The organism is Sporomusa rhizae (assembly GCF_041428845.1).
Lineage (GTDB): Bacteria > Bacillota > Negativicutes > Sporomusales > Sporomusaceae > Sporomusa > Sporomusa rhizae.
Genome location: NZ_CP156925.1, coordinates 3,265,517 through 3,278,844 on the forward strand (window position 1 = coordinate 3,265,517; position 13,328 = coordinate 3,278,844).

Sequence of the window (13,328 nt, forward strand, 5' to 3'; positions counted from 1 at the left end):
TCCTCTCCACGTATCATAAATACTTATTTATTATACTGGCGCAAAGCAAAATCCGCCATATCCCTTCGGACAACGCTATATGCCGCCTCTCCTATTCTTAGGTACATATTTGGTGTGCAATAGCTCATGAGCAAGATGAGAATTGGCTGTACCATAAAACTCAGCATAAAGCCTTATAATATCAGAATTTTCCTGCGACTTACGGCATTCAGAGGTCTTGTCAATATCCACGAGGACCTGTTGGCGCTCTACTAATATACCCGCCTTCTCCGGTACGGGATGACCCGCTCCGCAGATGCAGCCACCGGGACAAGCCATAACTTCAATGAGATCATAGCCAGCATCTTCTCCCTGAATCACCTTTTCTATAATGGACTCAACGTTTTTAAGACCGCTGACGACCGCTACCCGAACCTTTTTCCCTTTTGCCTCAACGGTTGCTTCTTTAATCCCCTTAAAACCCCTGATTTCCTGAAAGTCAAGCTGATCGACAAGAGCGTTGCCTGTAATTCTTTCAACGGCCATACGCAGTGAGGCTTCGGCCACACCCCCGGAAGCACCGAAGAGCACCCCGGCTCCGGAAACTCTCTTATAAGGATCATCGAACTCGGAAGGTACAATTTCAGCAGCTGCTATACGTTTGAGGTCTAACATTTCCAGCATCTCATTTGATGTAAGCACCGCGTCAACATCCCGGATACCGCCGGAGGCAAACTCCGGACGGGCAGCTTCATATTTTTTGGCGATACAGGGAACAATGGAAACTACATACAAGTCTTTTTTATCGATTCCGGAAATCTTGGCAAAATGATTCTTGACAGTTGCCCCCATCATTTGCTGCGGTGATTTACAGGTGGAAAGATGCGGAATGAGTTGCGGATAACGCCGTTCTACAAAGTTAACCCATCCCGGGCAGCAAGAGGTGAATTGAGGCAGAATGCCTTTTTCTGCTACCCTGCTTAAGAATTCTGTTGTTTCTTCGACAATCGTTAGGTCTGCAGCAAAGGAGAAGTCAAAAACTTTGTCAAATTCCAGCTTTTTAAGGATGCCTGCCATAAAAGACGTAGCTTCATCAAAAGGAATGCCAAAATGTGATGAAACCAAACTTCGTACTGCCGGAGCCACAAAACCGACAACAACCTTATTAGGATCACTGATTGCCCGAAAAACTTTTCCTTTTTCACTGCGGATGTCCAAGGCGCCGCAAGGACAAGCATTCACGCACTGACCGCAGCTGACACAGTCTGTTTCCGCAAGCGGCAGACCACTTTTGGTTCCAACAAGCTGACGGCCCTGTTTTATCTGATATGCCAGGACGTCTGGTCCTTCAATTTCAGAGCATGCAGTAATACAGAGTCCACAGGAAATGCACTTATTATGATCCCGTACGATGAAGGGATGGTCCTCTACAACCGGAATATAAGGCCGATCATGAAGCGGTTCTTTATACTCTATATCATGCCGGCTTGCTTCCTTTCTTAAATCACAACTGTAGCGTTCCGCACAGCCACAGGTAAGACACCGTGCCGCTTCTACCTTTGCCGTCTGTTCATCATAGCCTAATTCAACTTCGGTAAAATTTCCTTTACGTTCGGCAAGAGATAGGGCCGGCATAGCTAAACGCGCAATGTTAGGCATTTCCTCAAATTCCCATTTCGGAAGATCTTCCATGGAACCCCGGCTGCAGCTGTAGTCAATGTTATGCTCGCCGATATAGCCTTTCATGATAAAACTATCCATTGCATCCGAAGCTTGACGACCTGCTGCAACAGCCTGAATCACAGTGGCCGGGCCTGTAACACAGTCTCCCCCGGCAAATATATTGTTTTCGGAAGTCTGAAAACTCCTTCCGTTAATTTCTATATCGCCCCACTTGTTAAGGTTTACTGGAAGATCATTATACAGAAATTGTGTATCTGTGCTTTGACCGATTGCGCCGATTATGGTATCTGCTTCAACAATCTCATCGCTGCCTTCAATGGGAACAGGACGGCGGCGACCGGAACGGTCAGCTTCACCCAGTTTCATTTTAATGCAGCGAAGTATTTTTCTGCCGCCTGCTGTTTCAATCTTATTGGGCGCCATTAAGAAAAGCATTTCCACACCTTCATGCCAAGCTTCCTCTATTTCATAAGGCTCTGCCGGCATTTCTTCCCGGGTACGGCGATAAATCAATTTTACGGATTTAGCCCCTTTTCGTAAAGCGGTGCGCGCGCAGTCAATTGCCGTGTTGCCACCCCCAACAACAACCGTATCCCCCAGTTGTATATCTATGCCCTTCGTGACTTGCTCAAGATATTGTATTCCCAGCCAAACGCCTGTAAGGTTTTCGCCCTCAAGCTGCATGGGAGTTGCCCGCCAGGAACCTATTGCCAGATAAACGGCATCAAAATCTCTACGAAGGTCTTCCAGACGGACATGCGTTCCAAGCGCTTTTCCTGTCATGATTTTTACGCCCAGACTTCTAATAATATCTATTTCCTTATCCAGATTGGCTTTCGGCAATCGATACTCCGGAATACCGTATCGCATCATTCCCCCGGCATGCGGCTGGCGTTCAAATACGGTTACATCATGCCCGTTGATCGCGCTGTAATAAGCAGCAGAAAGTCCGGATGGACCTGCTCCGACAATCGCAATTTTTTTACCGGTTGCCGGTTTCTTAGGTGGAGTCCAGGAATGCTCACGTTCCATATCCCAGTCTGCAATGAAGCGTTTTACATGATTGATGGCCACCGGAGAATCTACTAAGTTGCGGCGGCACTGTGCCTCGCAAGGATGGGGACAAACACGTCCGCAAACAACAGGAAAAGGATTGCTGTCTTTAATGACCTCTAGTGCAGCCGCAAAATTTCCGTTAGCCGTATGCCGAAGATATAACTGAATATCAATATTTGCCGGACAAGTCATCACACAAGGAGCGACACAATCAGCATTGTGGTCGGAGAGAATTTGCTCAAGGCGTACTTTTCGATAGCTTGCCAGTTTGCCACTATTAGTAGTTATATCCATGCCCTCATTGATGGGGGTCTGACATGCTTTTACATCCCGCTTGGTATTGTTTTCATTTATCTCAACTACACATAACCCGCAGCTGCCATTTGAGCGTTCAAGCCTGATATCATTGCAAAGATGCGGTATATCTATATCTTCCTGAAGCAAGGCCTGAAGAATCGTCATGTTGTTATATACTTCAATTTCCCGACCATTTACAACTACTTTAATACGGTTGTCATTTGATAAGCTGTTCATCTTTCCTCCTGGAGTATAATCTGTAATTTTTGAAAATTCCGTTTAGAAAAACTGCAGAAAATTAGACCGGATACATATAGCGAAAGATTTGGCGGCCAGTTATACTGACCGCCAGTTGCTCAGTTCATTAAGAACAGATTATCGTACCATTATCTTCGGTAACCGCTTTGTACGCATTTTCCAAGGATGTTATAATGGCTTCCCGACCAGGTCTGGATTCAACGAACTTGATCGCTGCCTCGACTTTTGGCAGCATAGACCCCGGGGCAAAGTGCCCTTCTTCAATATATCTTTTGGCTTCATCAACAGTAATACGCTCCAGCCATTTTTGCTCCGGTTTGCCAAAGTTGATGGCAACACGGGGAACCGCCGTCAAAATAATGAAGGTGTCCGCACTGATAACATCAGCCAGCTTGGCGGCTGCTTTATCTTTATCAATTACTGCGTCAACACTGTGAAGCATGCCATTTTCGCGATATACGGGGATTCCCCCGCCGCCACAGGCAATGACAACGTCTCCGTTTTCCATGAGACAGCGTATCGTGCCTTTTTCCTTGATATCAACCGGCTCAGGTGATGGAACAACCCGCCTAAAGCCTCTCCCAGAATCCTCGACAAAAGTGTAGCCCTTCGCCTGCTCAATCTCTTTGGCTGCTTCTTCCGAGTAGAATAAGCCAACCGGTTTGGTCGGATGCTGGAATGCCGGATCATTTTGGTCCACAATGACCTGCGTGATAGCTGTTGAAACATGTGTGGTCATTCCTTGTTCCTGGAACGTATTTTGCAAGGCATTTTGCAAATGGAACCCGATATATCCCTGACTCATGCCACAACATTCGGCGAATGGCATGGAAGATACATTTGAATTTTGCTGGTAAGCGAGTTCAAAGGCTAGATTAATCATTCCGACTTGCGGTCCGTTACCATGAACAATAACGATTTTATAGCCATCTTTGACAAGACTTGCAATGTGCTTGGCTGCGGCCAGGACGGCTTGTTTCTGTTCATCAGGAGTATTGCCCAGCGCATTGCCTCCTAAAGCGATAACCAACTGTTTCTTCATTTATACTCTCCTCTTTATGTTGCTTACTATGATGGGCAATCCAATATAGTAACAGACCGTTGTCCGTACAGTTAAAAACAGAACTTTTTAAAGGGTCACATCACGGTTACAATCCTTGGAATAGACATAAGCAAAGTCTTCGTCGCGCCCTACGGCGTAACAGGCCTGCAGGCAATATGCGCTCATAAAAATGTAGTCGCCTTTTTGCACAGGAATCCAGTCATTATCCAGATTGTACATACCTTGTCCACTCAGGCAGTAAGCACCGTGTTCCTGAACATGTGTCTCAATATACCCATGAGAAGCGCCTGGCTTGAAGCTCAAGATATGAAAGTTGCAGTCAAAGGCCAGGTCTTTGGGTAAGAAATCTTTGACTAGGACATCTTCCATGCCTTCGTACTTAGTCCATTCCATTGCTTCCGTATTGCCCGTAACGACATACGGTTCATGGCCTTCCAGGCGTTTGTAAACACGTTTATACATAAATGCTTTGGCCACTTCGCCGCTTTTGTTTTGGAAGTAAAGTTTAGTGCCGGGAGGACAATACACAAAGCCACCCTTTCCTAAAGAACAAGACTGCTTCCCAGCCTTAACCTCCAGGCTGCCATCAATCAAATAAAACAGCGTTTCTATACCGTCTTCACCGAAACCAAGTTCATTCTTGCCATCTGCGTTAATGGTAACGAGATAATCGACAAAACTTGCTCCCAATTTGGGTGAACTGAGAATTGTAATGTCACAATTCTCAAAACCAGGAATGACATTTTTGACCAAACCATCCGGGTCGAGTAATACATAATTGTCTTTCTTGACTACTGACCGATTAATTAACAGATCTTTTCTATAGCCAACAACATTATTAAGATAACTCATACATTAACCCCCTTAATTACATCCTTTTGGGCTTTTGCCCTAGTTAGGCTGCTCACACTGCTCCTTCCCTTGATTTATTAGAAATTTTAAACCTAAGAAAAAACCAAACAATGTATCATTGCCTGAAGTATGACCAAATGACCGTACTTCGTTTATAGTTTTTTCTATTGCTTCCCTCTCTGCGTCATCTATCAGCTTTGCCAGCCGTATAAAATACTCACTTGCATACCCTGCTAACAAAGCACTGAGATAGGCCACACTGACCAAGGTCGTTTTATCGCCGGTGACCTCCATCGCTAGCACTTTCTTCCAAATATTGAATTGGCCAAACAGCATAAGCGCCAGGGTGAATCCGATGAGAATGTCATCTCCGCTAGGTGTCAGGCCTTTACCTCTGCCGGCAAAAAAACTGATAATCATCGAATTTACATTCCTGTCTGCTTTGTCGGAGTGCAATAATAGCTCTACATACTTGCTGGTTTTTTCGTCTAGATCAATCCCTATATACTTCTCAAATTCAATTGTTTCTAAATATTTATATAACCGACTATGAGCTATCTCTTTCACGCTGCATTTTAATTCAGGGACCTTTAAATCTATTTCTGCAAGATCTTTGTAACAAATAGTTATTGCTCCATAACCGCTATAAAAAATTAACTTATCTCCTTTGTTTACAACCAAATCCCCGATTCTTACAGAATTAAGCACATGCTTCAATTTCTCTTCAGCGATATTCAGTCCGAAGGCAGCTAATGGAGTTCCGAGGCGGCCGATATAAATCAAAGAATCATGAATTTGAATATTGAGCCCGTTGTTAAATTTACTATGAACTTTCCCTAGACCAAGGTTTTTTAGATAGAGAGGCAATAGATTGCTCATTGCCTCTCTATTATTTTTTAGATCATCCCTACTCAACTTCTATCCATAGTCTTTTCGCGTAGGCAATGACTGCTTTTTCAAAGCAAGCCAACGGCGCGCGCACAGTACCAGCTCCGATCTGACCTACTCCCGCATTTTTATGCGCTATTCCCGTATTGATGAGCGGTGTAATACCGGTTTCAACTACTTTTCTGGCGTCAATACCAAGGCATGCTCCCTTGAAATCCCAAGTAGGAATACTCCAGTTCGAATTATTGGCAATACAGATTGTATCCATTTCATTTGAGACTTTTAAGGCATCATGGAACCCGCCTGCACCTACAAATCTTGTAACACCGGGGGCTGCGACCATTGCCATGCCGCCGACTCCCACTGTTTCTGTGATGGCACTGTCACCGATATCCGGATTAGCATCGTCTTCCGAATATCCTGTGAAGTACAATCCGTTTGGTGTATTAACCGGTGCTGTGAACCATTCGTCACCCATTCCGCTTATTCTTACGCCAAAATTTCGTCCGTTTCTGGCCATAGTTGTCACTACCGTACCGCTTGTCACCTTACGCGCACAATCCACGATAGATTTCCCCGCCGCCATCATGACGTTTAAGAAAAATTGATCGGTATCTGCCAGGAACTTTATTACACTGTATTTTTCTTGTTGGTCGATATCGAGTTCCGTAATTAACGGGGTAATCTCTTTGAGGAAAATAAGTGACGCAGCTATATTTCTTTGATGGAATTCATCACCCATGGTAATTGCCTTGGCAATGAGCACATTCAGGTTTAATCCGCCCGCTTTGCGCTTCAGCGCTTTCGATAATACCGGCCCTAAAGAATCTCGCATCCATCTCAATCTGGTTAAGACTTCTTCAGAATAAGCGCCGAATCTAAGCACTTTACCGATACCTTCGTTCATTATGCAATAGGCAATGGAACCATCCAGCTTGTTGCTTACTACCAGCACCGGCATATTGCCTGAGGTAATCCCGCCCATAGGACCTACTGCGTTCACATGATGACAGGGTGAGAATTTTACTCCGCCGTTTTCCAGTAGTTCTCTGGCGCTGTTTTCATCCTTGGCCCACCCCTCGAATAATACCGCACCAATACAAGAACCTTGCATTGGACCTGTCATATTTTTGTATTCGATAGGTGGTCCGGCGTGAAGCAGCACTTTATCATTCAAGATTGCGATTACTGATTTCGCAGGCACTACATCAACCAGGAAAGGCTGTGAGCTCTTCATCTTGTCTATGACTTCATTGTTGGCTTTTTCAATTTCTTCAATTTTGGCAAGAGCGTTTAATATCTTGATCAGTCTTTTATCGCCGCCTGCCGCCGGTTTCCAATCATATTGAACCGTACTGCCGCCATACGTCAGAATAGATTCTGTAAAGCTGGTAAGACCAATATTTACAATACGGGGTTTGGAGTTTAAAAGGTCAATTACACTGTCACTGACTTCAGGCAGCGCTTTCTTTTCCACCTGTTTTTCTACTACGTATTTATCTGCTTCTTTGAAGTCTATACCCTTTAGCTTAAGGGCAAGCCTTACTGCCTTTGCATTACTTTCTTCAACCAATACACCGCATTCTTTCAGGGTTTTTATTGATGACTGGTAACTTTGCGGATCATACTCCGTACCGCAAACAGTAGCTACAAAATGCAGTTCCCGCCCGTTTTCTTTGGCTGTTTGTATCGCTTCCTTGATCGAATCGGCTAAGGCCCCTGCCATATCCGGATGCGAACCGTATCCTAATACGCAGTCAAGCAGGATTACTCCGGTGTTTTTGTCCTTTGCATATTCTCTTATCTTATTAATTCTAACTTCCGGATCGATCATCGGATGGGGTTTACCCTGCGTATAGATGTCATCTCCCAAATCCATTACTTCGTATCCGTTGGCATTAAGGAGATACCCCTCTTGTTTGATCAATTTACCGAGTCCCAAAGCCTCAGTAATAAGCATGGCCGCTTCGGCGCCAAGCGTGCCGCCCGAATACAGTCCTTTTACTGTTTTTTCCGGTGCCAGCGGAGTCTTTACCTCGTAATTTATTTCTTCCATATAGTTAGGCTTAACTGGTCTGTTCTTGGCAAGGTCTACCGCAATCATTGCAGTTTCTTCGAGAGTATGGGCCAAATAGACATTGCCTTCGTGGTGATCCGGTTTTTCGCCGAGGAATATGGCAACTACCGGCTTGGAAAGACTATGCAGCAGTTCTACAATTTCATCCCGGACTTGTTTGGCCGGTGGCTTGGAAATAACTACAATTACATCAGTAGGATCGTGATGTTCAAGCCCCAATATCGCATCGCGGACGGTTATGGCATTAACCTCTGCGCTTAGATCGCGACCGCCGGTCCCGATTGCGTGTACAACACCGCCGCCAAGCCTGTCGATAATAGTAGTAACTTCTTGTATGCCCGTTCCCGAGGCTCCAACTATGCCGATGTTGCCGGGTCTTACAACGTTTGTAAACGCTATAGGGATGCTGGAAATAATTCCGGTACCGCAGTCCGGCCCCATCAATAATAGTCCCTTTTCATGTGCTTTCTTCTTAAGTCTCACTTCATCTTCCAGCGAGATGTTATCGGTGAAGGAGAATACATTCAGACCTTTATCCAGAGCTTTTTCAATCTCGTCGGCAGCGTATTCGCCCGGTATAGAAAACAGCGCTAAATTCGCATCAGGCATTTCATCTAAGGCCGCGTCTATGCTGGTTACATTTTCAACGCCGGTGCTCTTTCTTTTAACAGCTAAGTCATTTAAGAACTTCTCCGCTTCACTAAGAACAGTTTCAACAATCTTTTCATCTGCAGTCTCGACTACGATTACCATATCGCTTGGAGCTGCACTTTCTGCTTCAGCAGTAAGTAGTCCGCCATTTTTAAGGATGTCTTTATTAGCAGCAGTCCCCATCATGATGGAACATTTTGTTATACCGGCAATAGTATTAATCGAGTTTGTGAGTAACATAAGATTAATAGAGTCTTGATAACTATTTTTCTTAATTACCGTATATAGCATTTCCAATTCCCCTTCATTGTGTTAATATTTTGTTAAATAAATTACCATCATTATAGCATTATTTTTTTGTATTATCATTGGTATAAAAATTATAAAAATATCGCTTTTTTTATACCATGAGGATAAAGGAGTATTAACATGAATATCAAAGACATATTAAAAATGCAAACATTGTATGGAGCAAAATTAATAGCCGGTGAAAACGGAATTTTAAACGACATAACGGGTGTCAATGTACTTGAGGCAACTGATATAGCGAACTGGGGACGTCATGGTGAAGTTATCCTCACCAGTTTCTTTGCCCTGCACAATTTGAGCGAGTGTGAGCTGGAAGCATTTTTTGAAAAGCTCCACAACATCGGCATTAGTGCGGTCATAATTAAAATCGACAGACTGGTTACTCATATACCAAATAAAATAATTGAGCTTTGTGACAAGCATGTAATTCCTTTAATCCAAATTAACAAGGATGTAAAATATGAATCGATAATTCTCGAAATATTAGGACCAATAATCAATGAAAATATGAACCTGCTAAACAAGTACTATGAAGTTCATAGCGAGCTGACCAAACTGGCGTTGAAAATGCCGTCAATGGACGAGATATTATATGAATTTAAAAAAATGATTCTGCGCGATGTAAGCCTTATTAACTCAACAAAGGGGGTTGAAATTAGCACAAACCCGGAACTCTCTGACGTGACAGTAATGGGTGCAAGTGAAGTTTTAACCGAAAAGTATGTGCATTTCAGATATGAACGTAAAGATGTGACCTATAATAGCACTAATCCCAAAATAACCGGCCAGCAGATTAGAGTCCATATACCGCATCTCGGCTATGATGACTATGAACTGGTTATCCATGAACTGCCGGAACAAGTTAGTTCAGAAGATTTCATGGTAATAGAAAACGGCGTTAAATTTTTGCAAATGGAATTATTGAAAAAGTATGTAATCTCGCAAAATCTATTTCAACAAAAAAACAATATTATCAGCGACTTACTCAATGATCGGCTTTACGAGAAAAAAGATATAGACGAGGTGCTGGAGTCCCTTACTATAAGCAAACATAAGTACTATCAAGTAATGCTTATAAAACTTTATCCGCGGGACGAGAAAAAAAATATAGACAAAGACCTTATGCCCCAAACACTAAGGCAAATTAGACTCAAATTTAGAGCCAGTTTCAAAGATATCGTTTTCCTGGAAAAATTGGATGTAGTGGTGTTTATACTTAATTATAGCGATGGTAAATCCGGGCTTACTCCGTCCTCTATCGAAAAAATAATGAAGGCCTTGGTTCAAAACAATGTGTTTAAAGATTTCTATTACAATGTGAGCATCAGCTCGAAAGTGGAAAAACTTAACATCCCCCAAGCAAACAGGGAAGTTTTGGACACAGAAAAGATACTAAGGCTATTCCGCAATTCAAATAATATATTGCCGTATGAAGAGCTGGGAATTTACAAACTGTTCCTGGATTCAAACAACCTGAGCGATCTTAAGAAGTTCATATCTCCCCGGCTGGCTAACTTCAGGCAACAGTATCCACTGCTATTTGAGACTCTACAAACTTTTCTCGATACAAACCAAAACTATATCCTCACCTCTGAAAAACTGTTTCTTCACCCTAAAACAGTAAGATATCGAATTGACAAGATAAAAAATGTGCTCAATGTAGATTTTGCGGACCCGGAGGAACTACTGCAAATTCAAATAGCCTCCAGACTGTTTAAATTGATTGACGGGAGAAAAAATAATGAATGAAGTAGAAATTTTCAGCTTAGTAACAGAAGAAAATATAAAACTGAGTGCAAACCTACACAGGGCAAAATATAATAGAAAAAATGTAACGATCATCTATTTTCATGGCGGCGGACTACTTTATGGTGTAAGAGACGACTTGCCCGAACTTTATATAAATAAATTCTTGAACTCAGGCTATGATTTTTTGGCGTTAGATTATCCTCTGGCACCGGAAGCAAAATTGGACCTGATTCTAAAGTCAGCGCACGACCTACTTTCCTTCTTTTTAAAAAATGCGGATAATGTGTTTAAGTTAAATAATAATAAATATGTGTTATTTGGCAGATCGGCTGGAGCCTATCTCTCTTTTATGCTTTGTGACAGGTTAATGAAAAACAAAGCCCTACTGCCAGCAGCAATCATAAGCCTTTATGGCTACACAAATCTTAGTGAAATTCAATTTAACACCCCAAGCAAGCATTACAACAAGTTAGCCGGAGTACCGGATGAAAGCATTGAGAAAATTATCGCAGGCTACCCGATAACCTATGGCCCTATGGATTCAAGATTTTCCCTCTACATAAAGGCCCGACAGGAAGGAACATGGACAAAATACCTCTGTGGACCAGAAGATCTGTCGAAATACTCATTAACTGACGATACGCTTAGGTCTTTTCCGCCGACAATTTTGGCAGCGTCCACCTTAGACCCCGATGTACCATATCGGATGAGCAAGTCTCTACTTAAGTTGATTCCGAATTCACACCTGATAACCATCTACAGAGAAGTCCACGACTTTGACAGAGATCTAAACGATGAGTCAGGAAGATTAGCGTATGAAGAAATAATAGAATGGCTGGAAGATAGAATATGACTTCTATTGCAGAACTTTTAGAAAACGCGCCCTTCTCACAAATGACTCTTCTAAACCAGTCTGCCGATTTGTCCCGCAAAGTGGACAGTGCCGACATCTCGGAGACTCCGGACATTACCAACTTTATCAAACCCCATTCTCTGCTAATAACAACCGGCATGGCCTTTAAAGATGATCCGGCCGGCTTCTGCCGGATGATCGAGGCTTTAAACCGTGTCCCTATTGCCGGAGTCTGCGTGAAGCTGGGCCGTTTTATCGACGAACTCGATCCTTCTATTCTCGAAACTGCCGATAAGCTTCGATTTCCCCTGCTTCAGGTCCCGGTTTCCTGGACGCTGGGAATAACTTGCCATCAGCTCCTCTCCTACCTCTGGAATGTGGAAAACGAACAGTTGTTGAGCGCTTTGAAAGTCCAACGTGAATATTCTCATATGCTAGTCAAGGATACCCCGATTTCTACCATCCTTGCCCATCTTAGCCGAACAATCCGCCAGACAGTATTTTTAACAGACCCCTTTTTTGAGATAGTCGATACCTCGCTGCCGCTGGGTAAGAAAACAAGCGAAATGAAGCAGGCGTTGGCCGCTATAAAAGACAACGATAAATTTAAAAACTCGCCTTCGGCAGCCATACCCTCGTCGCTCTATATTCAGGCCCCCCGTCCGTTTACCGCATGGATTTTTCCCGTTTGGGCCGCTTCTGTCTATCCCCATTTGCTTATCATATTGGAAAAAGAAAAAATCCCTTATCCTTTCTCCTATCTTGTAATTGAGCAGACTGCCGCTGCTACCGCTTTCTCCCTTTATAAAAATCAGAAACTCAGAGAACTGCAACGGAGAATGCGGGAGGATTTTGTGCGGCGGCTAACTCACAACACGAGTACTGTTGACACCGCAGTTTTTCTCGAGCAGGGTACCGACCTTGGTTTAATTTCTTCCGATTATTACCGGTTTTTGATTGTAGGAATCGATGAGTTAATAGAAGACAAAAATCCTACTCGGTCTGATCTGTATTCGCTTGTGTATGATTGGCTGGAACGTCATATTGAAATTCTAGGCCGAGCTGCTATTTTGTTCTCTTGCCAGAAAAGCGAAACAATTATGGTACTCTTACAAAGGCCTGTAGAGAACTTAGAAAGCGCTATTGCTTTCATTAGAAATCAAATGACCACATATCTCTCTGTTTCAATTTCCTGTGCGGCAGGAAATCCGGTTAATACTCTCCAGGCTGTGGCATTCTCGCGGATTGAAGCAGAAGAAATTTACCATCAAAGCAGGAAGGAGGGCAAGATAGCATTTTTCCGCACCTATTATTCCCAGGGGGTTTCGGAACTTTTGCGCTTTGTCCCGCAGGAACATGCCCGCCACTTCTGTACCTGCGTGTTAAAATCTCTGGCTTACCCTGAGCAGGAAACTCAGGTAATCCTTCGGCAAACACTCCAGGCCTACTTAGATTGCCAGGGCGACATCGCCGAAACGGCCCGAGCCCTCTATATCCACCGCAACACCGTAAAATACCGGATCGCCAGATTAAATGAAATATTAGACACGCCTTTATCCAACCCGGATTTTTCTTTGCAGCTTCGGCTTGCGCTGCTGCTTTCCGAATCATAA

At 43.5% G+C, this 13,328-nt stretch carries 8 protein-coding genes; 3 read left to right on the top strand and 5 right to left on the bottom strand.

All coding sequences use genetic code 11. The annotated features are described in order from the left end of the window. Positions 1–75: 75 nt before the first annotated feature. From SRRS_RS15460 to fdrA, 5 genes are all read right to left on the bottom strand, one after another. Complete coding sequence (locus SRRS_RS15460; RefSeq protein WP_371361756.1) at positions 76–3,252, bottom strand: [FeFe] hydrogenase, group A; 3,177 nt, start codon at positions 3,250–3,252, stop codon at positions 76–78. A 127-nt stretch (positions 3,253–3,379) separates the two neighbouring features. Continuing rightward, positions 3,380–4,315, bottom strand: coding sequence for a carbamate kinase (gene arcC, locus SRRS_RS15465; protein ID WP_371361758.1), 936 nt, complete (start codon positions 4,313–4,315; stop codon positions 3,380–3,382). 87 nt (positions 4,316–4,402) lie between these two features. After that, a complete protein-coding gene (gene allE / locus SRRS_RS15470; protein ID WP_371361760.1) occupies positions 4,403–5,188 on the bottom strand; it encodes a (S)-ureidoglycine aminohydrolase in 786 nt (261 codons plus the stop codon). Positions 5,189–5,227: 39 nt separating this feature from the next. Continuing rightward, positions 5,228–6,067, bottom strand: coding sequence for a DUF2877 domain-containing protein (locus SRRS_RS15475; protein WP_371361761.1), 840 nt, complete (start codon positions 6,065–6,067; stop codon positions 5,228–5,230). Positions 6,068–6,095: 28 nt separating this feature from the next. Beyond that, positions 6,096–9,095, bottom strand: coding sequence for an acyl-CoA synthetase FdrA (fdrA, locus tag SRRS_RS15480; RefSeq protein ID WP_371361762.1), 3,000 nt, complete (start codon positions 9,093–9,095; stop codon positions 6,096–6,098). Positions 9,096–9,233: 138 nt separating this feature from the next. Here fdrA and SRRS_RS15485 point away from each other — a divergent pair, with 138 nt between their 5' ends. The 3 genes from SRRS_RS15485 to SRRS_RS15495 are packed head-to-tail and all read left to right on the top strand — an operon-like array spanning position 9,234 to position 13,328. Next, positions 9,234–10,862, top strand: coding sequence for a PucR family transcriptional regulator (locus tag SRRS_RS15485; RefSeq protein ID WP_371361763.1), 1,629 nt, complete (start codon positions 9,234–9,236; stop codon positions 10,860–10,862). Continuing rightward, positions 10,855–11,715, top strand: a complete 861-nt coding sequence (locus tag SRRS_RS15490; RefSeq protein ID WP_371361764.1) for an alpha/beta hydrolase — start codon at positions 10,855–10,857, stop codon at positions 11,713–11,715. The genes SRRS_RS15485 and SRRS_RS15490 overlap by 8 nt, the downstream gene beginning before the upstream one ends. Then, positions 11,712–13,328 carry a PucR family transcriptional regulator gene (locus tag SRRS_RS15495; protein ID WP_371361765.1) on the top strand — a complete coding sequence of 539 codons (1,617 nt, stop codon included), beginning with the start codon at positions 11,712–11,714 and terminating at the stop codon, positions 13,326–13,328. Before SRRS_RS15490 ends, SRRS_RS15495 begins: the two co-directional genes overlap by 4 nt.

Bases quoted from the DNA above. Each gene is read 5' to 3' on its own strand.
- allE (WP_371361760.1), bottom strand. From the start codon at position 5,188: ATGAGTTATCTTAATAATGTTGTTGGCTATAGAAAAGATCTGTTAATT.
- fdrA (WP_371361762.1), bottom strand. From the start codon at position 9,095: ATGCTATATACGGTAATTAAGAAAAATAGTTATCAAGACTCTATTAAT.
- SRRS_RS15485 (WP_371361763.1), top strand. From the start codon at position 9,234: ATGAATATCAAAGACATATTAAAAATGCAAACATTGTATGGAGCAAAA.
- arcC (WP_371361758.1), bottom strand. From the start codon at position 4,315: ATGAAGAAACAGTTGGTTATCGCTTTAGGAGGCAATGCGCTGGGCAAT.
- SRRS_RS15475 (WP_371361761.1), bottom strand. From the start codon at position 6,067: ATGAGCAATCTATTGCCTCTCTATCTAAAAAACCTTGGTCTAGGGAAA.
- SRRS_RS15495 (WP_371361765.1), top strand. From the start codon at position 11,712: ATGACTTCTATTGCAGAACTTTTAGAAAACGCGCCCTTCTCACAAATG.
- SRRS_RS15460 (WP_371361756.1), bottom strand. From the start codon at position 3,252: ATGAACAGCTTATCAAATGACAACCGTATTAAAGTAGTTGTAAATGGT.
- SRRS_RS15490 (WP_371361764.1), top strand. From the start codon at position 10,855: ATGAATGAAGTAGAAATTTTCAGCTTAGTAACAGAAGAAAATATAAAA.